The 25,449-nt window shown below is 64.7% G+C and carries 26 protein-coding genes; 15 read left to right on the top strand and 11 right to left on the bottom strand.

The window, feature by feature from the left end:
• Nucleotides 1–22: 22 nt before the first annotated feature.
• Nucleotides 23–370: an arsenate reductase (glutaredoxin) gene (arsC, locus tag ACEN9O_RS02585; RefSeq protein WP_495616094.1), complete on the top strand. Its 348-nt coding sequence runs from the start codon at nucleotides 23–25 to the stop codon at nucleotides 368–370.
• 2 nt (nucleotides 371–372) lie between these two features.
• On the top strand, nucleotides 373–1,491 hold the full coding sequence (locus ACEN9O_RS02580; protein ID WP_495616093.1) for a hypothetical protein: 1,119 nt from the start codon (nucleotides 373–375) through the stop codon (nucleotides 1,489–1,491).
• 43 nt (nucleotides 1,492–1,534) lie between these two features.
• Here the strand turns inward: ACEN9O_RS02580 and ispB are convergent, their stop codons facing one another.
• The gene (gene ispB, locus ACEN9O_RS02575; protein WP_495616092.1) at nucleotides 1,535–2,524 is read right to left on the bottom strand and encodes an octaprenyl diphosphate synthase; all 990 of its coding nucleotides are present in this window, start codon (nucleotides 2,522–2,524) and stop codon (nucleotides 1,535–1,537) included.
• 273 nt (nucleotides 2,525–2,797) lie between these two features.
• On the opposite strand from ispB, the gene rplU reads away from it, so the two are divergent.
• From rplU to proB, 4 genes are all read left to right on the top strand, one after another.
• Nucleotides 2,798–3,109: a 50S ribosomal protein L21 gene (gene rplU, locus ACEN9O_RS02570; RefSeq protein ID WP_008445658.1), complete on the top strand. Its 312-nt coding sequence runs from the start codon at nucleotides 2,798–2,800 to the stop codon at nucleotides 3,107–3,109.
• Nucleotides 3,110–3,148: 39 nt separating this feature from the next.
• Nucleotides 3,149–3,406 (top strand): 50S ribosomal protein L27, encoded by a 258-nt coding sequence (gene rpmA, locus ACEN9O_RS02565; RefSeq protein WP_008445659.1) that lies wholly within the window; start codon nucleotides 3,149–3,151, stop codon nucleotides 3,404–3,406.
• Nucleotides 3,407–3,518: 112 nt separating this feature from the next.
• On the top strand, nucleotides 3,519–4,628 hold the full coding sequence (gene obgE, locus ACEN9O_RS02560; protein WP_495616091.1) for a GTPase ObgE: 1,110 nt from the start codon (nucleotides 3,519–3,521) through the stop codon (nucleotides 4,626–4,628).
• A 186-nt stretch (nucleotides 4,629–4,814) separates the two neighbouring features.
• Nucleotides 4,815–5,933 (top strand): glutamate 5-kinase, encoded by a 1,119-nt coding sequence (gene proB, locus ACEN9O_RS02555; RefSeq protein ID WP_495616090.1) that lies wholly within the window; start codon nucleotides 4,815–4,817, stop codon nucleotides 5,931–5,933.
• Nucleotides 5,934–6,060: 127 nt separating this feature from the next.
• Here the strand turns inward: proB and nth are convergent, their stop codons facing one another.
• The 7 genes from nth to fdxA all read right to left on the bottom strand — a co-directional run bounded on the left by nth (nucleotide 6,061) and on the right by fdxA (nucleotide 12,721).
• On the bottom strand, nucleotides 6,061–6,708 hold the full coding sequence (gene nth, locus ACEN9O_RS02550; protein ID WP_495616089.1) for an endonuclease III: 648 nt from the start codon (nucleotides 6,706–6,708) through the stop codon (nucleotides 6,061–6,063).
• Nucleotides 6,709–6,714: 6 nt separating this feature from the next.
• Entirely contained in the window at nucleotides 6,715–7,446 is a 732-nt protein-coding gene (gene rsxB, locus ACEN9O_RS02545; protein ID WP_495616088.1) for an electron transport complex subunit RsxB, read from the bottom strand.
• A 34-nt stretch (nucleotides 7,447–7,480) separates the two neighbouring features.
• Nucleotides 7,481–9,241 carry a chloride channel protein gene (locus ACEN9O_RS02540; RefSeq protein WP_495616087.1) on the bottom strand — a complete coding sequence of 587 codons (1,761 nt, stop codon included), beginning with the start codon at nucleotides 9,239–9,241 and terminating at the stop codon, nucleotides 7,481–7,483.
• The gene (locus tag ACEN9O_RS02535) at nucleotides 9,234–9,662 is read right to left on the bottom strand and encodes a MarR family winged helix-turn-helix transcriptional regulator (protein ID WP_495616086.1); all 429 of its coding nucleotides are present in this window, start codon (nucleotides 9,660–9,662) and stop codon (nucleotides 9,234–9,236) included. The genes ACEN9O_RS02540 and ACEN9O_RS02535 overlap by 8 nt, the downstream gene beginning before the upstream one ends.
• 106 nt (nucleotides 9,663–9,768) lie before the next feature.
• Nucleotides 9,769–11,004 (bottom strand): polyhydroxyalkanoate depolymerase, encoded by a 1,236-nt coding sequence (locus tag ACEN9O_RS02530; protein WP_495616085.1) that lies wholly within the window; start codon nucleotides 11,002–11,004, stop codon nucleotides 9,769–9,771.
• A 215-nt stretch (nucleotides 11,005–11,219) separates the two neighbouring features.
• Nucleotides 11,220–12,287 (bottom strand): NAD(P)/FAD-dependent oxidoreductase, encoded by a 1,068-nt coding sequence (locus ACEN9O_RS02525; RefSeq protein ID WP_495616084.1) that lies wholly within the window; start codon nucleotides 12,285–12,287, stop codon nucleotides 11,220–11,222.
• Nucleotides 12,288–12,397: 110 nt separating this feature from the next.
• Entirely contained in the window at nucleotides 12,398–12,721 is a 324-nt protein-coding gene (gene fdxA / locus ACEN9O_RS02520) for a ferredoxin FdxA (RefSeq protein WP_008445669.1), read from the bottom strand.
• 241 nt (nucleotides 12,722–12,962) lie between these two features.
• On the opposite strand from fdxA, the gene ACEN9O_RS02515 reads away from it, so the two are divergent.
• Nucleotides 12,963–13,244: a polyhydroxyalkanoic acid system family protein gene (locus ACEN9O_RS02515; protein ID WP_495616083.1), complete on the top strand. Its 282-nt coding sequence runs from the start codon at nucleotides 12,963–12,965 to the stop codon at nucleotides 13,242–13,244.
• Between the two features lie 125 nt (nucleotides 13,245–13,369).
• On the opposite strand, the gene ACEN9O_RS02510 is transcribed toward ACEN9O_RS02515, so the two are convergent.
• Both ACEN9O_RS02510 and ACEN9O_RS02505 read right to left on the bottom strand, forming a co-directional pair.
• Entirely contained in the window at nucleotides 13,370–13,621 is a 252-nt protein-coding gene (locus ACEN9O_RS02510; protein WP_495616082.1) for an acyl-CoA-binding protein, read from the bottom strand.
• A 184-nt stretch (nucleotides 13,622–13,805) separates the two neighbouring features.
• Nucleotides 13,806–14,111, bottom strand: coding sequence for an HU family DNA-binding protein (locus ACEN9O_RS02505; protein ID WP_328595527.1), 306 nt, complete (start codon nucleotides 14,109–14,111; stop codon nucleotides 13,806–13,808).
• A 186-nt stretch (nucleotides 14,112–14,297) separates the two neighbouring features.
• On the opposite strand from ACEN9O_RS02505, the gene ACEN9O_RS02500 reads away from it, so the two are divergent.
• Entirely contained in the window at nucleotides 14,298–15,077 is a 780-nt protein-coding gene (locus ACEN9O_RS02500; RefSeq protein ID WP_495616081.1) for a hypothetical protein, read from the top strand.
• 92 nt (nucleotides 15,078–15,169) lie between these two features.
• Here ACEN9O_RS02500 and ACEN9O_RS02495 read toward each other — a convergent pair whose 3' ends face one another.
• Nucleotides 15,170–15,526, bottom strand: a complete 357-nt coding sequence (locus tag ACEN9O_RS02495; protein WP_495616080.1) for an FKBP-type peptidyl-prolyl cis-trans isomerase — start codon at nucleotides 15,524–15,526, stop codon at nucleotides 15,170–15,172.
• Nucleotides 15,527–15,666: 140 nt separating this feature from the next.
• Between ACEN9O_RS02495 and ACEN9O_RS02490 the strand changes: the two genes are divergently transcribed.
• The 7 genes from ACEN9O_RS02490 (at nucleotide 15,667) to ACEN9O_RS02460 (ending at nucleotide 25,363) form a co-directional block, all read left to right on the top strand.
• Nucleotides 15,667–16,638 (top strand): YVTN family beta-propeller repeat protein, encoded by a 972-nt coding sequence (locus tag ACEN9O_RS02490; RefSeq protein WP_495616079.1) that lies wholly within the window; start codon nucleotides 15,667–15,669, stop codon nucleotides 16,636–16,638.
• A complete protein-coding gene (locus ACEN9O_RS02485; protein ID WP_495616078.1) occupies nucleotides 16,638–17,666 on the top strand; it encodes a polysaccharide deacetylase family protein in 1,029 nt (342 codons plus the stop codon). Before ACEN9O_RS02490 ends, ACEN9O_RS02485 begins: the two co-directional genes overlap by 1 nt.
• Nucleotides 17,663–18,658 (top strand): sterol desaturase family protein, encoded by a 996-nt coding sequence (locus ACEN9O_RS02480; RefSeq protein WP_495616077.1) that lies wholly within the window; start codon nucleotides 17,663–17,665, stop codon nucleotides 18,656–18,658. Before ACEN9O_RS02485 ends, ACEN9O_RS02480 begins: the two co-directional genes overlap by 4 nt.
• On the top strand, nucleotides 18,658–19,539 hold the full coding sequence (locus ACEN9O_RS02475; protein WP_495616076.1) for an EI24 domain-containing protein: 882 nt from the start codon (nucleotides 18,658–18,660) through the stop codon (nucleotides 19,537–19,539). The genes ACEN9O_RS02480 and ACEN9O_RS02475 overlap by 1 nt, the downstream gene beginning before the upstream one ends.
• Nucleotides 19,540–19,575: 36 nt before the next feature.
• A complete protein-coding gene (locus ACEN9O_RS02470) occupies nucleotides 19,576–20,361 on the top strand; it encodes a competence/damage-inducible protein A (protein ID WP_495616075.1) in 786 nt (261 codons plus the stop codon).
• Nucleotides 20,362–20,715: 354 nt separating this feature from the next.
• Nucleotides 20,716–23,835, top strand: coding sequence for a transglycosylase domain-containing protein (locus ACEN9O_RS02465; protein ID WP_495618418.1), 3,120 nt, complete (start codon nucleotides 20,716–20,718; stop codon nucleotides 23,833–23,835).
• Between the two features lie 163 nt (nucleotides 23,836–23,998).
• A complete protein-coding gene (locus ACEN9O_RS02460; protein WP_495616074.1) occupies nucleotides 23,999–25,363 on the top strand; it encodes a TAXI family TRAP transporter solute-binding subunit in 1,365 nt (454 codons plus the stop codon).
• Nucleotides 25,364–25,449: the final 86 nt, after the last annotated feature.

The following is a 25,449-nucleotide window of genomic DNA, read 5'->3' as shown; positions in this document are numbered from 1 at the left end:
AATTCCACGCAAAGGCAGCATCATGAGCATCACGATTTATCACAACAACGCCTGCGGCACCTCGCGCAAGACGCTGGAGGCGATACGCGCTTCCGGCGTCGAGCCGGAGATCGTCGACTACGTGAAGAACCCGCCGTCGCGCGAGGCGCTGAAGGCGATGATCGCCAAGGCCGGCCTGACCGTGCGCGCCGCGATGCGCGACAAGGGCGACCTGTATGAAGAACTGGGCCTGGCCGACACCACGCTGTCGGACGACGCGCTGCTGGACGCGATGATGGCCCATCCCATCCTGATCAACCGCCCGTTCGTGGTGACCGACAAAGGCGTGCGCCTGTGCCGCCCGTCCGAGCTGGTGCTGGAACTGCTGTAACGATGCGGCCGCTGCGATCGCTATGCCGGCTGATGCTGGCCGCCACGATCGCCGCGGCGCAGGTCGCGCATGCGGCGCCGGTGCCCGCAGGCTGGGACCTGACGTTCCAGGCGCAACGGGCGGAAGCGCCGCCGATTCGCAGCGGCTGGAACGACACCTACAACCTCTATCAGGAAATCGACAAGCGCGGCTGGCAGATGCGCTATCTGCTGCAGCAGGTGCCGCTGGAGCGCCCGGACGCGGCCGTGTTCGTGCAGGGCACCATGCGTCGCCACGGCCTGTTCGTGCAGGGCGAGCGCGCCTATCTGATGCTGGAGCGCGGTTATGCGTCGTTCGATGTGCGGCCGGTCAACGCCGACGACGCGCGCCGCCTGGTCCGCCGCTACGCCGAGCACGACGGTCCGACGACGACGGCCAACCTGGCCTCCATGGACGCCATCCATTGCACGACCAAGGTTGCCAGGTCCGTGGTCAGCCTGCTGGTCGATGGCAAGCCCCGGCAGTATTGGCTGTCGGGCGCGGACTACTGTGAAATACCGGTCGATCTGCTGGCGCCGGTCAAAGAGATGATGTGCGGCGGCCACTGCTACGCCAACAAGATGGCCGACCGTTGGGCGGCGACGCTGGAACGCGAGGCCCAGAACCTGCCCGCCACCGGCCCGGTGACCGGCGCGTCGCCGGGCGATGTCCGCACCGGCCTGACGTCGCGGGCGCCGGTGCTGCAGGACGCGGCCGCCGTGCTGCGCGACGGCGGCACGCCCGAAGCCATGTGCTATCAGCTCAATCAGTTGCTGGACCTGCCGTCGCCCACGCATAAGGGGCAGGGACGCGATTACAGGGATGGCGACGATGCCGAGATCACCGCTGCCATGCTGGCGCTGCTGGGGCGGCTCGACCCTGGCTGCACGTACAAGACCGGCCATCCGTTGCTGCACATATTGGTCCGGCGCAGCGCGCCGGCCGTGATCGAGCTGGCGCTGAAGCGCGGTTTCCCGGTGAACCAGGAGCAGGAGATCGATTTCCGCACGCCGCTCGACGAGGCGATTTCCGAGAAACGCGAAGACGTCCAGCAAATCCTCAGACAGGCCGGCGGCGTGCGGCACGCCACGGCCGGCAAGTAAGCGCGGCGACAAATAAAAACGGCGCCTGAGGCGCCGTTGTCGTTTAGTGCGTGCGGTGGACCGAGAAGTGGGCCAGCTGCAGCAGTGATTCCTTGTAGACGCTGTCGGGCAGGTCGGCGATCGCGGCGGCGGCGCGTTCGGCCGCCGTCACGGCCTGCTGGCGCGTGTAGTCCAGCGCGCCGCTGGTGGTGATCGCGGCCAGGATGGTGTCGAAGTGCTGCTCGTCGCCCTGCTCGATGCAGCTGCGCACCAGCTCGCGCTGTTCCGGCGTGCCGTTTTCCATCAGGTAGATCAGCGGCAAGGTCGGCTTGCCTTCGCGCAGGTCGTCGCCGACGTTCTTGCCGATTTCATTGGCGTCGCCGGCGTAGTCCAGCACGTCGTCGATCAGCTGGAAGGCCGTGCCCAGCGAGCGGCCGTATTCGCCGGCCGCGTCGATCTGCGCGTCGTTGCAGCCGGAGATCAGCGCGCCCAGCTCGGCCGCCGCCTCGAACAGCTTGGCGGTCTTGGAGCGGATCACCTGCAGATAGCGCTCCTGGCTGACGTCCGGGTCGTGCATGTTCAGCAGTTGCAGCACTTCGCCCTCGGCGATGACGTTGGTGGCGTCGGACAGGATCTGCATCACGCGCATATTGTTCAGGCCGACCATCATCTGGAAGGCGCGCGAGTACAGGAAGTCGCCCACCAGCACCGAGGCGGCGTTGCCGAACAGGGCGTTGGCGGTGGCGCGGCCGCGGCGCAGCGACGATTCGTCGACCACGTCGTCGTGCAGCAGCGTGGCGGTGTGGATGAACTCCACCACCGCCGCCAGCTCGTGGTGCGCCGTGCCTTGATATGCGTAAGCGTTGGCCACCAGCAGGACCAGCACCGGCCGGATGCGTTTGCCGCCGGCGCTGATGATGTATTCAGCAATCTGATTGACGAGACTGACCTCGGAATGCAGTTTCTGGCGGATCACCGTGTTGACCGCGTCCATGTCGGCGGCGATCGTTTGGGCGATATTGTTTTGAGTGGCGTTTTGGGTAGCGGCAGACAAGGCGAACCTGTGCGGTAGACTATTGGTGCCGAGATTATACGTCATGCCCCCGCAGAGAGGGGGCATGGCCCCCTGTTCCTGACAACATGTTTGCTAAATATGTAAGGCACCGGCGGCGGCAAAATTGTCGACATACCACGCCCGCCCGCATTTGTGAATAGTTTTTGACGCGAAATCCCATCCCATGTATAATCAGCGGTTCCCCGGTTTCCATGCATGCAGTTGTGCTGGCGCCGGACGGAATTTTCTTAACATTTGATGAGGTTTCAAATCATGTACGCGGTCATAAAAACCGGTGGCAAACAATACAAAGTTGTCGCTGGCGAAAAACTTAAAGTAGAACAGATACCGGCAGACATTGGTTCCGAACTCACCATCGATCAGGTCCTCGCCGTTGGCGAAGGCGAAAGCATCAAATTTGGTGCTCCTCTGGTTGAGGGTGCAAAGGTACTGGTTACTGTTGTGGCACACGGTCGTCACGATAAAGTGAAGATTTTCAAGATGCGTCGTCGTAAGCACTACCAGAAGCATCAAGGCCATCGCCAAAATTACACCGAAATCCAAATCGTATCGATCAACGGCTAATCGCCGTTTGCCCGAGAATTAGTATCCAAGGAGTCTTAAATGGCACACAAAAAAGGCGGCGGCACAACGCGAAATGGTCGTGACTCAGAATCAAAACGCCTGGGCGTTAAGGTTTATGGCGGTCAATCGATCAATGCTGGTGGCATCATCATTCGTCAACGCGGCACGCCAGTGCGCGCCGGCGAAGGTGTTGGCATGGGCAAAGACCACACCCTGTTCGCTCTGGTGGACGGCAAGGTCAAGTTCGTAGTCAAGGGCGAAGGTTCGAAGCAATTCGTTACCGTCGTTCCAGCGTAAATAACGCTACCGGCCCTGTGCGCTAGCCGCACGGGCTGTTTTGTAAGGCGCAAGCCTTCAATCGAAAGGCTCTGCCCACGGTAGAGCCTTTTTAGTTTTATGGCGGTACATCATGAAGTTTATCGACGAAGCAAAAATTGAAGTGATCGGTGGTGACGGCGGCAATGGTTGCGCCTCGTTTTGCCGTGAAAAATTCCGCCCGTTCGGCGGCCCTGACGGCGGCGACGGCGGCAAGGGTGGCTCGATCTGGGCCGTAGCGGACCGTAACATCAACACCTTGGTCGATTTCCGCTTCTCCAAGATGCACCGCGGTAAAGACGGCGAGCCTGGCCGCGGCGCCGATTGCTACGGCAAGGGCGCGGACGACATCCACCTGCGCATGCCGGTCGGCACGCTGATCATCGACGACCTCTCCGGCGAAATCCTGGCCGATCTGACCGAGCACGGCCAGATGGAACTGCTGGCCAAGGGCGGCGAGGGCGGCTGGGGCAACATCCACTTCAAGACCTCGACCAACCGCGCCCCGCGTCAAAAGACCGAAGGCAAGGAAGGCGAACGCCGCGAAATCCGTCTGGAACTGAAGGTGCTGGCCGATGTCGGCCTGCTGGGCATGCCGAACGCCGGCAAGTCGACCTTTATTTCGGCCGTGTCGAACGCGCGTCCGAAGATTGCCGATTACCCGTTCACCACCCTGCACCCGAACCTGGGCGTGGTCCGCGTGTCGCACGAGAAGAGCTTTGTGATCGCCGACATTCCCGGCTTGATCGAAGGCGCTTCCGAAGGCGCCGGCCTGGGCCACCAGTTCCTGCGCCACCTGCAGCGCACCGGCCTGCTGCTGCACATCGTCGACCTGGCGCCGTTTGAAACCAACGTCGATCCGGTCAAGGAAGCCAAGGCCCTGGTCAACGAGCTGAAAAAGTACGACGAGGCGCTGGTCGACAAGCCGCGCTGGCTGGTGTTGAACAAGCTGGACATGGTGCCGGAAGAAGAGCGCGCCAAGCGCGTCAAGGACTTCATCAAGAAGTTCGGCTTCAAGGGCCCGGTGTTCGAGATCTCCGCGCTGAGCCACGACGGCACGCAGGAGCTGGTCAACGCCATCCAGAAGCACCTGGAAGCCAAGCGCCACAGCGAGCAGCGCGCGGAAGAAACCCAGATGACGGAAGAGGCGCGCGGCATCTCGTCCATCGATCCGGACGATCCACGCTTCAAGATCCTCGACTAATCCTCGACGTACCCTCTGCATTACCGGCATAATCTGTTATCAGCTGATTATGCCTTTCCATCTCGGCGCCGTCCTGCCACCGCAGGGCCGGCGACCGCGAGCGGCAAAGCAGGGCAACCCGCCCGCCAAATCACAGCACTGATCCCATACGCTTGTTTTGAGAACGCTTTTGAAAAGCCCGTGCCCATGAATTCTGTCATCCAAAAAGCTACCCGCATCATCATCAAGGTCGGCTCCTCGCTGGTCACCAACGACGGCCGCGGGCTGGACCACGCCGCCATCGCGCGCTGGGCCGCGCAGATCGCCGGCCTGCGGGCCTTGGGCAAGGAAGTGGTGCTGGTCTCGTCCGGCGCCATCGCCGAGGGCATGTTGCGCCTGGGCTTCGAGCGGCGCCCCACCGACATCCACGAACTGCAGGCCTGCGCCGCCGTCGGCCAGATGGGCCTGGCGCAGATCTATGAAACCAGCTTCCGCGCGCACCAGCTGGGCACGGCGCAAGTGCTGCTGACGCACGCCGACCTGGCTGACCGCGAACGCTACCTGAACGCGCGCTCGACGCTGACCACCCTGCTGCGCCTGGGCGTGGTGCCGATCATCAACGAGAACGACACCGTCGTCACCGACGAGATCAAGTTCGGCGACAACGACACGCTGGGCGCGCTGGTGGCCAACCTGATCGAGGCCGACGCGCTGATCATCCTGACCGACCAGCATGGCCTGTTCAGCGCCGATCCGCGCAAGGACCCGGCGGCGGTGCTGATCCAGCATGGCCGCGCCGGCGATGTGGCGCTGGAGGCGATGGCGGGCGGCGCCGGCAGCAGCCTGGGACGCGGCGGCATGCTGACCAAGATCCTGGCGGCCAAGCGCGCCGCCAAGTCGGGCGCGCATACGGTGATTGCCTACGGCCGTGAGGACAATGTGCTGGAGCGTCTGGCCGGCGGTGAAGTCATCGGCACTGAGCTGGCGGCGCAGACCGGCCACCTGACGGCGCGCAAGCAGTGGATGGCCGATCACCTGCACACGGCGGGGCAGGTGGTGCTGGATCCGGGCGCGGTGCAGAAGCTGAGCAAGGAAGGCAAGTCGCTGCTGCCGATCGGCGTGGTGGAGGTGAAGGGCGAGTTCGGGCGCGGCGCGGTGATCACCTGCGTCGGCGCGGACGGCGTGCCGGTGGCGCGCGGCCTGACGAACTACACCAGCGCCGAAACGCGCCGCATCATGCGCAAGCCATCGAGCGAGATCGAATCCATCCTGGGCTTCGTCGAAGGCCAGGAGCTGATCCACCGCGATAATCTGGTACTCGTATAAGCGTCGTTCCCGCGCAGGCGGGAACCCATACTCAGCATGGACTCCCGCCTGCGCGGGAGTGACGTGGTCAGCGTGGGAGTGACGTGGTCAGCGTGGGAGTGACGTGGTCAGCGCGGGAGTGACGTGGTCAGACGCCGTCGGGAGCCGGGGTCTTGCTGCGGTAGTCGCACAGATCCTGCTGCATGCAGTTCCAGCACTCCGGCTTGCGCGCCTTGCAGGTGTAGCGGCCGTGCAGGATCAGCCAGTGGTGCGCGTCCTGCAAAAACTCCTTCGGCACGAACTTCAGCAGCTTCTGTTCGACGATGTCGACGTTCTTCCCCGGCGCCAGGCCGGTTCGGTTGGAGACGCGGAAGATGTGCGTGTCCACCGCCATCGTCGGTTCGCCGAAGGCGGTGTTCATCACCACGTTGGCGGTCTTGCGGCCCACGCCCGGCAAGGCCTCCAGCGACTCGCGGTCGCGCGGCACTTCGCCGCCGTGCAGCTCCACCAGCATCCGGCAGGTCGCCATGACGTTTTTGGCCTTGGTCTTGTACAGGCCGATAGTCTGGATGTAGGTCTTCAACTCCTCTTCACCCAGGTCCAGTATGGCCTGCGGCGTGTTCGCCACCGGGTACAGCTTGCGCGTGGCCTTGTTGACGCCGACGTCGGTCGCCTGCGCCGACAGCAGCACGGCGATCAGCAGTTCGAACGGGGTCGTATATTCAAGTTCGGTTTCAGGCTTGGGATTGGCGGCGCGGAAGCGCACGAACATTTCGTAGCGTTTGGCTGGATTCATTGAGTCTCAATCGGGCTTGGCGGCGGAGGCAGCGCGCGCAGCCTCCTCTTTTTTCAGGCGCGCGCGTTCCATCGCGGCGGCGATGATGGCGCGCTTGCGTTCCTTCTCGGCTTCACCGGCGGCATCGGCCGGATCGAGCGCGTGCACCGCGGCCATCTTGGCCTCGGCCTTGGCGGCCAGGCGGGCGTCGTTTTCATCCTTGTCGCGCTGCAGGCGCATGGTGCGGAAGTCGTGCCGTTCGCGCGCGGCGTCGGCGTCGGCCTGGCGCCAGGCGGCCCAGCCGGTGGTCTCGGTGACCGGGTACATGACGATGCAGTCGACCGGGCAGGGGTTGACGCACAGGTCGCAGCCGGTGCAGAGGTCGGGCACCACGGTGTGCATCAGCTTGGCCGCGCCGACGATGGCGTCCACCGGGCAGGCCTGGATGCACAGCGTGCAGCCTATGCACAGCGACTCGTCGATGTAGGCCACCGCGCGCGGCCGCTCCAGGCCGTTGACGGGATTGAGCGGGATGACCTTGCGGCCGGTCACCGACGACAGCCGGGCGATGCCTTCGGCGCCGCCGGGCGGACACTGGTTGATCTCGGCCGCGCCGGCGGCGATCGCCTCGGCGTACGGACGGCAGCCGTGGTAGCCGCACTTGGTGCACTGCGTTTGCGGCAGGACGTCTTCGATGCGGTCGGCTAGGGTGGTGGGGGCGGTGGGCTGCACGGCGGACTCATTGCGATAAAACGCCATTATCCGATATCTGCACCGCCCGGCGCCAAAAACCTTATTCGGGACGCGGTTTCGACGGCCACACGCGGCGCACGGTCTGCCGCTCCAGTTCCTCGGCGTGCAGGCTCAGCGCCGGCTTGATCAGGTCGCTGCGGCTGACGATGCCGATCAGCTGGCGCGTCTGCGCGTCGCTGACCACCGGCAGCCGTTCCAGCTGGTGCACCGCCAGCCGCGTCGCCAGCGCGCGGCAGGTCTCATCGGCCAGCGCGAAGATCGGCACGTTCACGCCGAACAGATCGCCCGCGCAGACGGCGCCGGCGGCGCGCTCGCTGGCCAAGCCGGCGCGGTCCAGCATGCCCAGCAGCGCACCGTCGCGCGTGACCGGGAAGGCGCGGTGGCGCTGCTCCGCGCCGAAGTGCGTCTGCAGCACCTCGGCCAGCGGCAGCCGCGCGTCGATGCTGGCCGGCGTGGTCGTCATGACCTCGGCCACGCTGTGGCGCTCCATCGGATCGATGCCGTATTCGCGGTAGATGTGGTGGCCGCGGCGGGCGATCTTTTCGGTGAGGATGGAGCGGTGCATGGTGATCACCGTGAACGCGTAGGCCACGATCGAGGTGGCCAGCACCGGCAGCAGGGCGTTGACGTCGTGCGTGAGCTCGAACGCGAACACCACCGCCATCACCGGCGCGCGCATCATGCCGCCCAGCGTGGCGGCCATGAACACCAGCGGCCACACGGCCGGCGAGCCGCCGGGCAGATAAGGGCCGAGCAGTGCGCCCAGGCCGGCGCCCAGCATCAGCAATGGCGCCAGCACGCCGCCGGACGTGCCCGAGCCCAGCGCCAGCAGCCAGATCACGGCCTTGACGATCAGCAGGCCGGCGATGGCGCTGGCGGCCAGGTGGTTGTTGAGCAGGTCGGCGATGACGTCGTAGCCCACGCCCAGCGCGCGCGGCTGGAAGAAGCCGCCGATGCCGACCGCCAGCCCGCCCAGCGCCGGCCACCACATCCAGTGCAGCGGCAGCTTGTGGAAGCCGTCCTCGACCCGGTACAGCGCGGTCGACAGCAGCCAGGCCAGCGCGCCGCACAACACGCCGCCGATCAGGCAGGACAGCAGCGCCGACGGCGGCAGCGCCTCGGTATGCAGCGGGAACAGCGGTCCGGGATCGAGCAGCAGCGGGCGCAGGAAGCCCGCCACCGCGCACGCCACGGCCACCGGCGCCAGGCTGCGCGGGCGCAGTTCGAACAGCAGCAGCTCCACCGCCAGCAGCAGCGCGGCGATCGGCGTGCCAAAGATGGCCGTCATGCCGGCCACGGCGCCGGCCACCAGCAGCGTCTTGCGCTCGGCGCCGCTGAGGTGGAAGTGCTGGGCGATCAGCGAGCCGACCGCGCCGCCGGTCATGATGATGGGCCCTTCGGCGCCGAACGGGCCGCCGCTGCCGATGGCGATGCCCGAGGCCAGCGGCTTGAGCACGGCTACCCTGGGCGACATGGTGCTGCTCTTGAACAGGATGGCCTCGATGGCTTCCGGGATGCCGTGGCCGCGGATCGCCTCGGTGCCGAAGCGCGCGATCAGGCCGATGACCAGGCCGCCGACCACCGGCACCGCGATGACCCAGGCGCCCAGCGTGTGCGTGGCCGGCGACCTGAACACGGTCGAGAATTGCTGGAAGAAAAACAGGTTGGTGAAGAAGTTGATCGCGTGTAGCAGCAGGTCGGCGGTCGCGGTGCTGAGCGCGCCCACCACGGCGGCAATGGCGGCGATCAGCAGCAGGCGGGAACTGCCGTCGAAGTCGCGGCGGGCGTCGTAGTTATTCATGGTCGTCCTGGCTGAGTTTAGGGATGGTGAAGACGCCGTCCAGCGACAGCAGTTCGGTGCGGTGCAGCTCGGCCAGCTGGCTGAGCATGGCCTCGCCGTCCGGCAGCAGGTGGACTTCGACCCGGCGGCGGTCGGTGCTGCTGAGGCGGCGCTCGACCAGGCCGCCGGCCTCGCAGCGCGACACCAGCGCCACCACGCCGTGCGGCTTGGCTTGCAGCCGCTCGGCCAGTTCGCCGACGGTGGCCCAGTCGCGGCCGGGATAGCCCTTGATATGCAGCAGCAGCAGGTATTGCAGCGGCGTGATGCCCTGGGCCTGCACCAGGTCCTCGGAAAAGCGCTCGAAGCGGCGCATCTGGTAGCGGAATTCGGATAGCGCGGCAAAGTCGGACTTGGCTAGCGGCGGCGGGGAACGTGAGGGCATGGCGCTGGTGTCGAGTGTGAAAGCGCGTAATATATCACGACATGATATATTTTGCCGAGGCAAAAAAAATCCCCGCCGAAGCAGGGATCTGGTGGCGCGTTGGCGCTTAGCCGTGTTTCTTGATGAACTCGGTGATCTTCGGGCACACCATTTCGCGCCAGCGGCGGCCGGAGAAGATGCCGTAGTGGCCGGCGCCCGGCGCCACGAAGTCCTGCTGCATGGCGGCCGGGATACCGGAGCACAGGTCGTGCGCGGCCTGGGTCTGGCCGGCGCCGGAGATGTCGTCCAGCTCGCCTTCGACGGTGAACAGCGCCACCGTGGTGATGTCTTGCGGACGCACCAGGTTGCCGCCGACCTTCCACGTGCCCTTGGGCAGCGCGAAGTCCTGGAACACGGTCTTGATGGTGTCCAGATAGTATTCGGCCGGCATGTCCAGCACGGCGTTGTACTCGTCGTAGAACTTGCGGTGGCTGTCGGCCGGCTCGTCGTCGCCCTCGACCAGGTGCATGTAGAACTCGCGGTGGCTCTGCGCGTGGCGGCCCGGGTTCATGGCGATGAAGCCGGCGTGCTGCAGGAAGCCCGGATAGACCTTGCGGCCGAAGCCCGGGTAGTTGGGCGGCACCGCGTAGATCACGGTGTTTTCAAACCACGAGAATTTCTTTTCGGTGGCCAGGTTGTTGACCTGCGTCGGCGAGCGGCGCGGGTCGATCGGGCCGCCCATCATGGTCATGGTCTTCGGCAGCTTGGGATCCTTGGCGGTGGCCATCAGCGAGATCGCCGCCAGCACCGGCACGGTAGGCTGGCAGACGGAAATCACGTGCACGTCCGGGCCCAGCATGCGGATGAAGTCCTGCACGTAGTAAATATAGTCGTCCAGGTGGAACGGACCTTCCGACAACGACACCATGCGGGCGTCGGTCCAGTCGGTGATGAAGACGTCGTGATCATGCAACAGGCCGCGCACGGTGTCGCGCAGCAGCGTCGAATGGTGGCCGGACAGCGGCGCGACCAGCAGCACGGTCGGCTGTTTCAGGGCCTTGGTCTGCTTGTCGTCCAGGTCTTTCTTGAAGTGGATCAGGCGGCAGAAGGGCTTGTTCGACACGACCTGTTCGATGATGGCGACGGTTTCGCCGTTGACTTCGGTGCTGTCGATTTCAAAGGCTGGCTTCTCGTAATCCTTGCCCAGCCGGTACATCAGTTCGTAGCCCGCGGCGATGCGCTGCGAAAACGGCGTGTGCGCCAATGGCGACACCGGATTGGTGAACATCTTGGACGACGCGTCGGCCCATTGCATCAGGGGCGTCAGGAACGAGCGGTGCATTTCGTGCAGGTGGTAGAGCATATGTATTCCTGGGGTCAAGAGCTTGGTGCGATGCACCAATACCTAACATCATAAGCCAAATTATAGATTAATTGTTTGTGACGTAAAGCATTCCAAAATACCACTAGGCAAGCCTACGTATTATCCACAATGCCGCCGTGGTCAAATAATAATACCGCCGAACCAAGAAAAAAAGCAGCGTTTCCGCTGCTTTTGTGTAGGACGCTGGCTGATGCTCAGTCGAAGACCGGGGTTTCGACGCCGAGCACCTTGTGCAGTTTCGGCGAGGTGGTGGTGTACTGCATGTGGATCTTCTTGTCCGGGAAGATGTAGGGCGCGGCGCCGAAGGCGGCCAGCGCGGCTTCGTGGAAGCCCGACAGGATCAGCTTTTTCTTGCCCGGATAGGTGTTGATGTCGCCCACCGCGAAGATGCCTGGCACGTTGGTCTCGAATTTCTCGGTGTTTTGCACCTTCAGCTGGCGGCGCTCGATGTCCAGGCCCCATTCTGCGATCGGGCCCAGCTTCGGCGACAGGCCGAAGAACACCAGCAGCATGTCCAGCGGCACGCGGCGGGTCACGCCGTCGGCGCCGGTCACCTTCAGCTGCGACAGCTTGCCGTCGGCATCGACCTCGTGGCCGGTGGCCTGGCCGATGATCAGCTGCATCTCGTAGTCATCGCACAAGGCTTTCATCTTGGCGACCGAGGCGGGCGCGGCGCGGAAATCTTCGCGGCGGTGCAGCAGAACCACCGACTCGGCCTTGCCGACGAAGTTCAGCGCCCAGTCCAGCGCGGAGTCGCCACCGCCGCAGATGACCAGGTTCTTGCCTTCGAACTGGGCAGGATCCTTGACCTTGTAGTGCAGCTGCGAGCCCTCGAACACTTCGATGCCGTCCACTTTCAGCGTGCGGGCCTGGAACGAGCCGACGCCGGCGGCGATGAAGATGGTCTTGGTGATGAAGGCGGTGCCGGTGCTGGTCTCGACGTCGAAGCGGCCGTCGTCGCGGCGCGCGACCTTGGTCACTTCCTGGCCCAGGTGGAAGGTCGGCTCGAACGGCTCGATCTGCTTGAGCAGGTTGTCGGTCAGTTCCTGGCCGGTGCACGAGGGCACGGCCGGGATGTCGTAGATCGGCTTGTCCGGGTACAGCTCCACGCACTGCCCGCCCACCGCGCCCAGCGAATCGATCACGTGGGCTTTGATTTCCAGCAGGCCGAGTTCGAAGACCTGGAACAGGCCGACCGGGCCGGCGCCGATGATGACGGCATCGGCTTCGATGACGCCAGGAGGAGTGACTGTGCTATTCATACGTGGTTTCCTGTTATTTCAATAATGGTTAGGCAACACTGGGCTGCGCGGCGGCTGTTGCCAGCGGACGCGGAAGGCGCTGCCCCGGGCTGCCTCGCCAGACGGGCGTCTTAGCGTACCAGCAGGTGCAGTTTTTCTTTGACGTCCTTGAACTGGTCCGCTTCCGGCAGCGGCGGGATGGTCTTGGTGATCGAAGGCCAGTTGCGGGCGAGGTCGACGTTGATCTTGATGAATTGCTGCTGGTCGCCCGGCACATCTTCCTCGGCGAAAATCGCGTTGACCGGGCATTCGGCCACGCACACGGCGCAGTCGATGCACTCGTCGGGATCGATGGCGAGGAAGTTCGGGCCTTGGCGGAAACAATCTACCGGGCAAACATCGACGCAGTCCGTATAGCGGCAGCTGATGCAAGATTCGGTGACAACGTGAGTCATAACAGTCCTATCAATGTTGGTGTGCAGCGGCGTCGGCGGCGGTGGGATGGCCCGGCTAACCTCAGCAAAGCACTGTATTTTAAGGTAATTCGCTATTTCTCACAAATTGCGCTTATATACAATACCTATAAGCAAATGCGTTCCGTGCGTGCGGGGACGCCGCCGTGGCCGGCGCGGCCGGGCTGGCGCGGCGGCGGCGCAACTGGCATCATGGCGCCTTTTCAATCGTAGAGGATGCCGGATGGCTGATATCAACATCGTCCAGGCGCACCACCTGGCGCTGGAACCGGCCCGCGCGGCGGCCCAGGAAGTGGCCGACAAGCTGGCCGAGCAATTTGATCTGGAATGCGTGTGGGATGGCGACGTGCTGCGTTTCGAGCGCAGCGGCGTCAGCGGCTCGCTGAGTCTGTTCCCGGAAGAGGCGCGCCTGCATATCGCGCTGGGTTTCCTGTTCAGCGCGTTCTCGTCGCAGATCGAGGCCAAGGTGGCCGACAAGATGCGGCGCGTGTTCGCCGCCGCCTGAAACCCGCACGGCCCGGCGGGGTCAGACCCCGTGCGGGGTCCGGGGAGGGCTGCGCCCGCATCTCGCAGTGCGAGATGCCCCCTAAGTGGTCTGCTGGCGTATCGCTAACCGCATGCGGGGTGGGCTTACTTCAGACCTTCGATCAGGTCGATGTACTGCTGTTTCGCTTCGTCCTGCGAGGTGCCTTGCAGCGCGGCCCAGGCGTCGTACTTGGCGCGGCCGACGAAGTCGGTCATGCCGGGACGGTCGCCGCTGGCGTCGCCCGCCGAGCCCTGCTTGAACAGCGCGTAGATCTTCAGCAGCGTCATGTTGTCCGGGCGCTCAGGCAGGTTCTTCGAATCCAGCTGGGCTTGCGCGAATTGCTCTTCTAAACTCATCACTTCTCCTCGGTAGGTAGGGGGCAGCCGTCATCATACCCGCAGCCGCCGCCAAAACCGCTAGAGGGACTCCTCAAAAACAGAACGGCGGACAGGCCGGTCCGGGGACCTGGCTTGTGCCGCCGTTTCCGGTGCCCTGGCGGGCACGGGCACCGCGGCGCGAACGCCGCGTGCCGGAACCTGCTTACTTCTTTTTCGTCGGGTTGACGGCCGACTTCAAGGTCGCGCCAGCCGAGAATTTTGGAGTCTTCGACGCGGCGATCTTGATCGCTTCGCCGGTTGCAGGATTGCGGCCTTTGCGGGCAGCGCGCTTCGCTACGGAGAAGGTGCCGAAGCCGGTGATGCCTACCGTGTCGCCTTTTTTCAGACGCTCGGTGATGATGGCGATCAGAGTATTCACTGCACCGTTGGCGGCAGCAGCGGACACTTCAGTGCGTTTCGCAAATTCTGCAATCAATTCGCCTTTTTTCATTACTACCTCCTTGGTTATTAGAGCGCGCAGATTAGCATAAATATTGTCAAATGTAATGGTTTCTCTACGAAGTAGCCCTTACAGTAGCTGCCGCGCCACGCTGCACTGCAATAAAACCCCCGTGTTTACTGGCGCTACGCGGCGCGCGCGGAGCCGCATCGCGCTGCAAAAAGGTTTATGATGGGGCGATCCGGGACAGGAATCATGACCTTTTCAGACGAGACACTGATTGCATATGCCGACGGCGAGTTGGACGACGCCACGCGTCTCGCCGTCGAGTCCGCCATGCGGCGCGACAGCAGCATCGCCCGCCGCGTGGCGCGCTTGCGCGCCGCGCGCGACGAGGTGTACGCCGACCAGGCGCCCTCCGGCGTCGAGCTGGGCGCCTATCCGCGCCACGCCAAGGTGGTGCAGCTGGCCGCCGTGCGCGCGCAGCGCGCCGCGCAGCAGCAGGCCGCGCGCAAGGCGGCCCGGCATCAATGGGGCTGGCTGGAGTGGAGCGCGCTGGCGCTGGTCATGGTGCTGGGCCTGGCGGCCGGCAAATTCGGCCTGGCACGCTGGCAGCCGGGCTGGTTCAGCGAACCGGCCGCCGTGCCGACCACCGTCGCCAGCCGCAACGGCATGCTGGTCGCGCAGGGCCGCCTGGCCAACGCGCTGAGCCAGCAGATGGGCGGCGCCGCGCCGTCGGAAGGCGAGGTGCGGGTGGGGCTGAGTTTTCTGTCGAACGAGGGCGGGTACTGCCGCAGCTTCACGCTGGTGGGCCTGAGCCAGGATCTGGTGGGGATCGCCTGCCGCCTCAGCGATGAGTGGCGGATTCCGGTGCTGGTGCAGAACGCGCGGCCGCTGCCGGTGGCGGGCGCCTACGGCCTGGCCGGCACCGAGATGCCGACGGCGCTGCTGGAAGCGATCGACCAGCGCATCGTCGGCGGCATGCTCGACACGCGAGCGGAGTTGGAAGCGCTACGCAGGAACTGGCAGCGCTGACTACGTCATTTCCCCCACTGGGGAAAATGACTTCCCGCGCAGGCGGGAATCCATACTCAGCATAGATTCCCGCTTGCGCGGGAATGACGCGTTTAAACGCCCAACAGTTCTACATCAAAAATCAGCGTGGCGTTCGGCGGGATCACGCCGCCGGCGCCGCGCGAACCGTAGCCCAGTTCGGCAGGGATGATCAGCTGGCGCACGCCGCCGATCTTCATGCCTTGCACGCCTTCATCCCAGCCGCGGATGACCATGCCGGCGCCCAGGGCGAACTCGAATGGATCGTTGCGGTCCTTGCTGGAGTCGAATTTGGCGCCCTTGGTGCCGTCGTCGTTGCGCAGCCAGCCGGTGTAGTGCACGGTGACGTTCTGGCCGGCTTTGGCGACGGCGCCTTCGCCCTCGGTCAGTTCGATGTATTGCAGGCCGGAGTCGGTGGTGATGGTGGTCATGGTTTTCTTTCTATGGAGACGTTGAAGATAGCCCCGAATTGTAGCAGGGCGTCCAAGGCAAGGAATAATTGCGGCATTTGTCTCGTCCCGGCGCAGTTTGCACGTAAAATAAACGTTTTGCTCTTTCAAGCGATTTTTACATGCTCCGTAGTTTCCGCCGTATCGTGCTTTCCGGTGTCTGCGCCGTCACTGCCATCAGCAGCGCGCAGGCCAACGTAGTGGTTGTGCTTAACTCGCGCGACGCCACTGTGCAACTGCTGGACCAGGACACTTACAAAGACCTGTCCACCTTCCCGGTCGGCAAGGAGCCGCACCACCTGATGTCGACTCCGGACAACAAGTCGCTGATCGTCGCCAGCTCGGTGGGCAACGAGCTGATCTTCCTCGATCCGAAGAGCGGCCAGGTTCAGCGCACCATCAAGGACATCCTCGACCCCTACCAGATCGGCTTCTCGCCGGACCAGAAGTGGTTCGTGTCGAACTCGCTGCGGCTGGACCGCGTCGACCTGTACAAGTACGACGGCGCCAACCTGACGCTGGCCAAGCGCATCCCGCTGGCCAAGCTGCCCAGCCACATGGCCTTCAACGCCGCCAGCAACATGGTGTTCATCACCCAGCAGGGCAGCGACCAGGTCAGCGCCATCGACCTCTCGACGCAGACGCTGAAGTGGACCATGTCGGTCGGCAAGCTGCCGGCCGGTATCGCCATGACGCCTGACGACAAGTACCTGCTGGTCGGCATCATGGGCAGCGACTACGTCGAAGTGATCGACTGGAAAACCCAGAAAACCGTCAAGCGCATCAAGACCGGCCAGGGCGCGCACAACTTCCGCTCGGCCGGCGACGGTCGCAACACCTATGTGTCGAACCGGGTGTCGAACTCGATTAACATCATCGACCAGAAGACGCTGGAAAACGTCGGCCAGATCAATGTTCCCGGCGGCCCGGACTGCATGGAGATCACCGCCGACGGCAAGACCATGTGGGTGACGCTGCGCTGGATTAAGAAAGTGGCCGTGATCGACCTGGCCACCCGCAAGGTGACCAAGCTGATCCCGGTGGGACGTTCGCCGCACGGCGTGTTCTTCTTCAACTCCGCCCAGCGCATGTAATGAAAGCCGCCGCCGCCCTGACTCTGCTGGCGCTGGCGGTGACGCCGGCGGCGCAGGCCGCCGACAGCGCCAAGGCGGCCAACGCGAATAGCGACGCGCGCGAGCTCAACGACGCCGCCCGCGCCGCCAATGTCCATGCCCGCAGCCTCAACGGCCCGGCGCGGCGCGCGGCCGAAGCCAAGGCGGCCGGCATCGCCGCCGCAGCGGCGGCCGCAGCGCCCGTAACGGCGGCCGCCACAACCAACGTTGCCATCACGGCCACCACGGCCGGCGCCAAGCCGCAAGCGGCCTTGCTGCGCCACAGCGCCTGCAAGGGCACCATCTATCTGACCTTCGACACCGGCAGCCAGTCCCAGGCCGCGCTGATTGCGGACACGCTCCGTCGCCACCAGATCAAGGCCACCTTCTTCCTGGCCAACGAGAAAACCGTCAACGGCGATTATTCGCTGGACCCTTCCTGGTCAGCCTACTGGAAGGCGCGCGTGGCCGAAGGGCATGCGGTCGGTTCGCACACCTTCGACCACGACGTGCTGGTCAAGGACGGCGCCGACGGCACCATCCAGGTCAAGGCCGGCTTCGGCGCGCACGCCGGCAAGGTGCAATCGCTGACGCCGGCGCAATATTGCGAGGAGATCAAGCGGGTCGACCAGCGTTTCGTCGAGCTGACCGGCAAGCACCTCGACCCGATCTGGCGCGCGCCGGCCGGCCGCACCTCGCCGCGCACCCTGGCGGCGGCGCAGGCCTGCGGCTACGCGCATGTGGGCTGGGCGCTGGCCGGCTTCTCCGGCGACGAGCTCTCCAGCAAGGCCTACCCGAATGCGGTATTGTTGCAGAAGTCCCTGCGCGACTTGCGGGACGGCGACATCTTCGTCGCCCACATGGGCATCTGGTCGCGCCAGGACGCGTGGGCGCCGGCCAACCTGGAGCCGCTGATCAGCGGCCTGGAGCAGAAGGGCTTTTGCTTCGCCACGCTGCGCGAACACCCTGATTATCTTTCACAGTTCAAGCCGAGTTTGAAACACCCATGATGCAATTATTTTCCGACTGGCTGGGCGTGGCCCAAGGCTGGTTGTTCGAGACGGTGATCCAGCCGCTGGTGTTTCAGCTCGGCTTCGGCGAGTTCGTCGAGGAAGCGTTCGAGGGCACCGAATGGCTGCTGATCGGCGTGCTGGAGCTGATCCTGCTGTTCCTGGTGCTGCGGCCGCTGGAGGCGATGATCCCGGTCCACAAGATTACCGACCCGCGCGCGCGCTGGAACGACTTCATCTACACCGTGCTGCACCGCGTCGGTCTGTTCTCGGTGCTGATCTTCTTCACGCTCGATCCGCTGATGGACAGCCTGGCCGCCATGCTGCGCTTCGAAAGCTTCCATCCGTTTAACTTGGAATCGCTGTGGCCGGGTATCAGCCCGCTGGGCGCCTTCCTGGTCTACTTCGTGGTGCTGGACTTCTTCGATTACTGGTACCACCGCGCCTCGCACCAGTTCAACTGGTGGTGGGGCTTGCACGGCCTGCACCACAGCCAGCAGAACATGAACCTGTGGAGCGACAACCGCAACCACCTGCTGGACGACCTGCTGCGCGACGTCTACATGGGCGTGATCGCGCTGTGCATCGGCGTCGAGCCGTCGCAGTACGTGATGCTGGTGTCGGTGTCGCGCATCCTGCAAAGCCTGCAGCACGCCAACGTGCGCATCCACTTCGGCCGCGTCGGCGAATGGCTGCTGGTGTCGCCGCGCTACCACCGCATGCACCACGCGATCGGCGTTGGCCACGAATCGCATGGCAAGGGCACGCTGGGCGGCTGCAATTTCGCCGTGCTGCTGCCGATCTGGGACATCATTTTCCGCACCGCCAATTTCACGCCGGCCTTTGTCGCCACCGGCGTCCGCGACCAGCTGCCGCAGACCGACGAACACGGCGTCGTCACGCCGGGCCGCGAGTACGGCAAGGGTTTCTGGGCGCAGCAATGGCTGGGCCTCACGCGCATGGTTGAATACGCACGCAAGGATGTAGTCTGATGACCAACGTACTCCGCTCCTGGGGCCGCGCCTTCCTGTCGCAATGGCACGGCAAGATGTTGGCGATGAGCCTGGCGCCTTTCCTGCTGGCGGTCGGCGTCTGGGCCGTGGCCTTGTATTTCTGCCTGCAGCCGCTGATCGACTATGTGCACGCGCAGTTCGCCGAGCACAATCTGTTCACGCCGGCCGGCAACCTGCTGGCCTCGCTGGGCCTGGCCTTCCTGAAAACCGTGATGCCGCCGCTGATCGCCATGCTGCTGTTGCTGCCGCTGATGATACTGACCGCGCTGATCTTCATCGGCGTGATCGCCATGCCGCTGATCGGCCGCCACGTCGGCCTGCGCCACTATCCGCAGCTGGAGCAGCGCAAGGGCGGCAGCCTGGTGGGCAGCGCCGTCACCGCGCTGGGCGGCATGGCGATCTTCATCGGCCTGTGGATCGTGACGCTGCCGCTGTACTTCTTCCCGCCGCTGGCGGTGGTGGTGCAGGCGCTGCTGTGGGGCTGGCTGACCTGCCGCGTGATGGTGTACGACGCGCTGGCCGACTACGCCTCGGCCGAGGAGCGCCGCCAGATCCTGGCCGAGCACCGCTGGCGCCTGTTGGCGATCGGCGTGGTCTCCGGCGCGGCCGGCGCCTTGCCTGGCGCGATCTGGCTGGGCGGCACGGTGCTGGCGGTGGTGTTCTTTCCCTTCCTGGCGGCGGCGTCGATCTGGCTGTACGTGCTGATTTTTATCTTCACCGGCCTGTGGTTTGCGTATTATTGTCTCGACGCGCTGGCGCGCCTGCGCGCCGAGGCGGCAACCGTCGTCCCCGCGCAAGCGGGGAACCATGCTGAGTCTCTTATGCCCGCTCAGCATGGATTCCCGCGTGCGCGGGAATGACGCGGAAGTGGTTGTTCATTGAATTGAAGGGTAATCATGGCCATCGGTCTCATCATCATCGGCGACGAAATCCTGTCCGGCAGGCGCGTCGACCAGCATTTCCCCAAAGTCGTGCAGATGCTGGCGGCGCGCGGCCTGCAGCTGAACTGGGCCGAGATCCTGGCCGACGACCCGGAGCGCATCACCGCCACGCTCAAGCGCACCTTCGCCAGCGACGATATCGTGTTCTGCTGCGGCGGCATCGGCGCCACGCCGGACGACCACACCCGCCTGGCCGCCGCCAACGCGCTGGGCCTGCCGCTGGTGATGCACGAGCAGGGCAAGATCAACATCCAGCAGCGCATCCTGCAAATGGGCCAGGAGGCCGGCCAGGAAGTGGACCTGAACTCCGCCGAGAACCTGCACCGCCTGAAGATGGCCGAGTTCGCACAAGGCGCGGCGCTGATTCCTAACCCGTACAACAACATTGCCGGTTTCGCTTTGCACAAGCATTACTTCGTGCCCGGTTTCCCGGTGATGGCCTGGCCGATGATCGAGTGGGTGCTGGACCACCATTACGCCGACCTGTTCAACCGCGAGCCGCGCCTGGAGCAGTCGGTGCTGGTGTACGAGACGGCCGAATCGGCGCTGACGCCGCTGATGGTCGAGCTTGAAGCGCGGTACCCGCGCGTGAAGGTATTCAGCCTGCCGAGCGTGGGCGACGCGCACACGCGCCGCCATATCGAGCTGGGTGTCAAAGGCGAAGCGGTCCAGACAGCGACTGCCTTCCTTGATTTGTGCGCCGAGCTCAAGAAGCTCAATGTAGAGTTCAACAACACTTAGTGTCACACTGCTATCAGACGGGCCTGGACGGCGTTCTTTCCTCGGGAAGAGCGCCGTTGTTTTTTTGCGAAAAATAAACGGCGCAGTCAAATTATTCTGCTTCCGCGCCGGTTGGCACCCCTCTGATGTGGTGCAATGGAAGCTCGCAAGTCCAAGTAAGTTCTACTGAAACAGCTGACCGGTTTGAATCATATGTTAAGCAATCGTCGTTTCCGCCGGCCCCGTCTTGTTGTCCGCGCAGTGCGCAAATTGCGCGCAGGCGCAGCAGCATTTGGCTATCGCCGTCCCCGGCACCTGCGCGTGGTGCCGCCGCCCACTCCCGAGCAAACCGAAGCGCATCTGGCCCAGGCCCAGATGGACCCGCCGCCGCCCGCCACACCGCCGAAAAGCAAGCGTTCGCGCAATGCCTTCCTGATGGTGCTGCTGGTCGGGCTGTCGCTCGCGGTCTACTGGGGCATCCAGGAAACCCGCACCTCCAGCTTGCAGGCGCGCATCTTCACCGACCTGGTCGGCAAGATGACGTACAAGATGGAGCCGGGTGCCAGCAAGGCGATCCGTTTCCCGAAAGACAGCCCGTACGACGAGCGGCTCGGCTACGCCGGCTTGCCGGACTACCTGGGCAAGCTGAGCGCGCGCGACTACCAGGTCAGCGCGCAGGTGCGCATCTCGCCCAAGATGGCCGAGCTGGCCGACATGGGCGTGTTTGCCACCTACCGCGAAAAGACCAAGACCGGCCTGACGATCTACGACTGCCGCGCGCAGCAGCTGTTTGCCGCCAGCTACCCGGAACGCGTGTACAACAAGTTCGAGCAGGCGCCGATGGCCCTGATTAACAGCCTGTTGTTCATCGAAAACCGTGAGCTGCTCGACACCAAATATCCGACCCGCAATCCGGCCGTCGAATGGGACCGGCTGGGCAAGGCGGTGATCGAGAAAAGCGTGACCACGGTTGCCGGCGGCCACCGTCCGGCGGGCGGCAGCACGCTGGCCACGCAGATCGAAAAATACCGCCACTCGCCGGAAGGGCGCACCGGTTCCATGAAGGACAAGCTGCAGCAGATGGTCTCGGCCAGCCTGCGCTCCTACCAGGACGGACCGGACACCACCAAGGCGCGCCGCCGCATCGTCATCGATTACCTGAACACGGTGCCGCTGTCGGCCAAGCCCGGCTACGGCGAAGTGAACGGCATCGGCGACGGCATGTGGGTGTGGTACGGCCGCAGCTTCCCGGACTTCAACCGCCTGATGGCAGGCAACCTCGATCATCCGGACGCGGAAACCGCGCTGACCTACAAGGAAGCGCTGAGCCTGATGATCGCGCAGCGCCGCCCGAGCTACTACCTGGGCAACGGCGCGGCCGACCTGGAAGTGCTGGCCAACAGCCATCTGCGCATCCTGGCGCAGGACGGCGTGATCACGCCGGCCATGCGCGACATGGCTTTGCAGCAGCGGCTGCATCCGGCCACCGGCAACGGCGTGGAGTCGGCGCCGGCGATGACCTTTGTCTCGCGCAAGGCGTCCAACGCGATCCGCAACCACCTGGCCAACCTGCTGGGCGACAACCGCATGTACAACCTGGACCGCCTCGACCTGAGCGTGGTCAGCACGCTGGACGCGCAGGCGCAGACCGCCGTCACGCAAGTGCTGCGCGACCTGCGCGATCCGGAGAAGGCCAAGGCCGCCGGCCTGACCGGCAAGGGCATGCTGGGCAATGGCGACCCTGCCAACGTGGTGTACAGCTTCACCCTGCTGGAGAAGGGCGAGCAGAACAACCTGCTGCGCCTGCAGACAGACAACTTCGACCAGCCGCTGGACATCAACGAGGGCGCCAAGCTGGACCTGGGCTCCACGGCCAAGCTGCGCACACTGGTGACCTATCTGGACATCGTCGACATGCTGCACAAGAAGTACGGCGGTATGGACGCGGCCGCGCTGGGCAAGGTGACGGTCGATCCGCAGGACAAGCTGTCGCAATGGGCGCTGGACTACTTCAAGGCGCTGCCGCTGGAGAAGGGCGGGCGCGAGCTGACGCCGATGCTCAACGCGGCGATGGAACGCAAGTATTCGGGCAATCCGGGCGAGGGCTTCTTCACCGGCGGCGGCCTGCACCACTTCGGCAATTTCTCGAAGGAAGACAACGGCAAGATCCTGACCGTGACCGAGGCGCTGCGCCACTCGACCAACCTGGTGTTCGTGCGCCTGATGCGCGACGTCGCCAAGTACTACATGTTCCAGACACCGGGCTCGTCGGCGTCGCTGCTGGCCGATTCGGACGATCCGCGCCGCGCGCAGTACCTGGCGCGCTTCGCGGACAAGGAAGGCAAGGAATTCCTGGGGCGCTTCTACCTGAAGTACAAGGGCAAGCCGGAGTCCGAGCTGGACAAGATCCTGCTGGCGAACATCCGCAGCACGCCGGTGCGGCTGGCGGTGATCCACCGCACCGTGTATCCGACGGCCAGCGAGCAGCAGTTCGCCGCCTTCCTGAAGGACAACCTGCCGTCGCAGAACGAAGTGCCGGAAGAGCGCGTGGCCAAGCTGTACGACCAGTACGCGATCGACAAGTGGTCGCTGGCCGACCGCGGCTACCTGGCCAGCGTGCACCCGCTGGAGCTGTGGATGGCGGCCTATATGCGCCAGCATCCGGGCGCCACGCTGTCGCAGATGACGGCGGCCAGCGAGAAGGAGCGGCAGGAGGTCTACCAGTGGCTGTTCAAGACCCACCACAAGCACGCGCAGGACAAGCGCATCGTCGGCCTGATCGAGGTGGAAGGCTTCATGGAAATCCACAAGCAGTGGAAGAAGATGGGGTATCCGTTCGAATCGCTGGTGCCGTCGTATGCGACCACGCTGGGCGCGTCGGCCGACCGTCCGGCGGCGCTGGCGGAGTTGATGGGGATTATCGTCAACGGCGGCGTGCGCAAGAGCAGCCAGCGTATCAGCTCGCTGCACTTCGCCGAGGGCACGCCGTATGAGACCTTGGTCACCAAGGGCAAGCCGACCGCCAACGAGCAGGTGCTGTCGCCGGAGGTGGCGCGGGTGGTGGCCGATGCGATCCGCGGCGTGGTGTCGGACGGCACCGCCAAGCGGGCGCGCATGGCCTTTGTCGGCTCGGACGGCAAGGTGATCCCGGTCGGCGGCAAGACCGGCACCGGCGACCAGCGCTTCGACGTCTTTGGCGGCGGCGGACGGCTGATCGAATCGCGCTATGTGAACCGTTCGGCGACGTTTGTGTTCAACATCGGCGAGCGCTTCTTCGGTTCGATGACGGCCTATGTGCACGGGCCGGAATCGAAGAACTACGACTTCACCAGCGCGCTGCCGGTGCAGCTGCTGGTGGTGCTGGCGCCCAACCTGATGCCGCTGATCGAACCGCATCCGATCGCCAAGCCGGCGCCGACGCCGCCGGTGATCGTCAAGACCGGCGGCAACGCCACTGCCTCGGTCACGCCGCCGCTGCAGGCCTGCGGCGGTTAAATGTCGTCCCCGCGAAAGCGGGGACCCATAGAACGCCAGCTCAGCATGGACTCCCGCGTTCGCGGGAGCGACGTAGCGGGCGGGAGCGACGGCGGCGTGTTTCCCTTGCATAGTTGCTCATTTGTTGGCAATGTATCAGCCCATGAAACCGATACGCCACCACATGTCCAAAATCCTCAAGTTCACGCAGTTCTCCGTGCGGGACTTGTTTGTCGCCGCCGCTCCCACCATCGCGCTGATCGCCGGTGTCTGTCTGCTGGCCTACTGGCTGGTGGACCCGGCGCCGCCGCGCACGGTGCGCGTGGCCACCGGCCAGGAAAACAGCGCCTACGCTGAATTCGGTAAGAAGTACGCGGCCGCGCTGGCCAAGCACGGCGTCAAGGTGACCTTGGTGCCGTCCGCCGGCTCCGGCGAAAACCTCAAGCGCCTCAAGGCCGGCGAAGTCGATATCGCCTTCGTGCAGAGCGGCTCCACCAACGAGGAGGCGGCCGAGCGCGAAGGCCTGACCTCGCTGGGCAGCCTGTTTGTCGAGCCGCTGTGGCTGTTCCTGCGCGAGACCAAGGGCAAGCCGCCCATCACCCAGCTGACCCAGCTGAGGGGCCTGAAGATCAACTACGGTCCCAAGGGCGCCGGCGCCCCGCGCCTGTTCCGCCAGGTGCTGGAGCTGAACGGCGTGGAGAAGGGCGAGGTGGAGCGCTTCTCGCTGGCCAACACGCCGGCCACGGTGGAGCTGCTGGAGGGCCGTATCGACGGCCTGGTGTTCACCTCCGCCCCGGAAGCGCCGCTGATCCAGATGTTGCTGCAGACGCCGGGCATCAAGCTGTTCAACTTCAACCAGGCCGAGGCCTACGCCCGCAAGCTGCCGTTCCTGACGCATGTGGTGCTGCCGCAGGGGATCGTCGACCTCGGCCGCGATATCCCGGCCGAGGACTACAACCTGATCGCTCCGACCGCCACGCTGGTGGCGCGCGACGACCTGCATCCGGCGCTGGTGGATTTGTTCGTGCAGGCGGCCAGCAGCATCCACAGCGGCGCCGGCTGGTTCTCGCAGCAGGGGCAGTTCCCATCGGCCAAGTACACCGAGATCCCGGTCGACGCCGAGGCGGCCAAGTTCTACAAGAGCGGCCCGCCGCTGCTGCAACGCTATATGACCTTCTGGCTGGCGAATTTCTTCGACCGCATGTGGGTTGTGGTGGTGGCGCTGGGCGCGCTGATACTGCCGCTGTCCAAGGTGGTGCCGCCGCTGTACGTGTGGCGCATCCGCTCGCGCGTGTACCGCTGGTACGGCCAGCTGCGCGCGGTGGAGCAGGCGGTGGAGGAGGCGCCGGACGAGTCGCGCATGCAGGTCTATGAGAGGCAGCTGCTGCGCCTGAACGAGATCGAGGACCTGGTCAACCAGGTGTCGATCCCGCTCTCGTTCGCGGACGGCTTGTACGGCTTGCGCAGCCACATCCAGTTCGTGCGCAAGCGTATCCAGTTCCTGATGGACGAGTCGGCGCCAGCGCCGGATGAGGCGGTGGCGGTATAGCCGTCATTCCCGCGAAAGCGGGAATCCATACGTCGCCGACACCGGTTGCCGGGCATGGATTCCCGCGTGCGCGGGAATGACGTGCC

It is taken from the genome of Duganella sp. Dugasp78 (assembly GCF_059491455.1).
This window is presented reverse-complemented; position numbering and strand designations above follow the sequence as displayed.

Bases quoted from the DNA above. Each gene is read 5' to 3' on its own strand.
- arsC (WP_495616094.1), top strand. From the start codon at position 23: ATGAGCATCACGATTTATCACAACAACGCCTGCGGCACCTCGCGCAAG.
- ACEN9O_RS02580 (WP_495616093.1), top strand. From the start codon at position 373: ATGCGGCCGCTGCGATCGCTATGCCGGCTGATGCTGGCCGCCACGATC.
- rplU (WP_008445658.1), top strand. From the start codon at position 2,798: ATGTACGCGGTCATAAAAACCGGTGGCAAACAATACAAAGTTGTCGCT.
- rpmA (WP_008445659.1), top strand. From the start codon at position 3,149: ATGGCACACAAAAAAGGCGGCGGCACAACGCGAAATGGTCGTGACTCA.
- obgE (WP_495616091.1), top strand. From the start codon at position 3,519: ATGAAGTTTATCGACGAAGCAAAAATTGAAGTGATCGGTGGTGACGGC.
- proB (WP_495616090.1), top strand. From the start codon at position 4,815: ATGAATTCTGTCATCCAAAAAGCTACCCGCATCATCATCAAGGTCGGC.
- nth (WP_495616089.1), bottom strand. From the start codon at position 6,708: ATGAATCCAGCCAAACGCTACGAAATGTTCGTGCGCTTCCGCGCCGCC.
- rsxB (WP_495616088.1), bottom strand. From the start codon at position 7,446: ATGGCGTTTTATCGCAATGAGTCCGCCGTGCAGCCCACCGCCCCCACC.
- ACEN9O_RS02540 (WP_495616087.1), bottom strand. From the start codon at position 9,241: ATGAATAACTACGACGCCCGCCGCGACTTCGACGGCAGTTCCCGCCTG.
- ACEN9O_RS02535 (WP_495616086.1), bottom strand. From the start codon at position 9,662: ATGCCCTCACGTTCCCCGCCGCCGCTAGCCAAGTCCGACTTTGCCGCG.
- ACEN9O_RS02530 (WP_495616085.1), bottom strand. From the start codon at position 11,004: ATGCTCTACCACCTGCACGAAATGCACCGCTCGTTCCTGACGCCCCTG.
- ACEN9O_RS02525 (WP_495616084.1), bottom strand. From the start codon at position 12,287: ATGAATAGCACAGTCACTCCTCCTGGCGTCATCGAAGCCGATGCCGTC.
- fdxA (WP_008445669.1), bottom strand. From the start codon at position 12,721: ATGACTCACGTTGTCACCGAATCTTGCATCAGCTGCCGCTATACGGAC.
- ACEN9O_RS02515 (WP_495616083.1), top strand. From the start codon at position 12,963: ATGGCTGATATCAACATCGTCCAGGCGCACCACCTGGCGCTGGAACCG.
- ACEN9O_RS02510 (WP_495616082.1), bottom strand. From the start codon at position 13,621: ATGAGTTTAGAAGAGCAATTCGCGCAAGCCCAGCTGGATTCGAAGAAC.
- ACEN9O_RS02500 (WP_495616081.1), top strand. From the start codon at position 14,298: ATGACCTTTTCAGACGAGACACTGATTGCATATGCCGACGGCGAGTTG.
- ACEN9O_RS02495 (WP_495616080.1), bottom strand. From the start codon at position 15,526: ATGACCACCATCACCACCGACTCCGGCCTGCAATACATCGAACTGACC.
- ACEN9O_RS02490 (WP_495616079.1), top strand. From the start codon at position 15,667: ATGCTCCGTAGTTTCCGCCGTATCGTGCTTTCCGGTGTCTGCGCCGTC.
- ACEN9O_RS02485 (WP_495616078.1), top strand. From the start codon at position 16,638: ATGAAAGCCGCCGCCGCCCTGACTCTGCTGGCGCTGGCGGTGACGCCG.
- ACEN9O_RS02480 (WP_495616077.1), top strand. From the start codon at position 17,663: ATGATGCAATTATTTTCCGACTGGCTGGGCGTGGCCCAAGGCTGGTTG.
- ACEN9O_RS02475 (WP_495616076.1), top strand. From the start codon at position 18,658: ATGACCAACGTACTCCGCTCCTGGGGCCGCGCCTTCCTGTCGCAATGG.
- ACEN9O_RS02470 (WP_495616075.1), top strand. From the start codon at position 19,576: ATGGCCATCGGTCTCATCATCATCGGCGACGAAATCCTGTCCGGCAGG.
- ACEN9O_RS02465 (WP_495618418.1), top strand. From the start codon at position 20,716: ATGGACCCGCCGCCGCCCGCCACACCGCCGAAAAGCAAGCGTTCGCGC.
- ACEN9O_RS02460 (WP_495616074.1), top strand. From the start codon at position 23,999: ATGTCCAAAATCCTCAAGTTCACGCAGTTCTCCGTGCGGGACTTGTTT.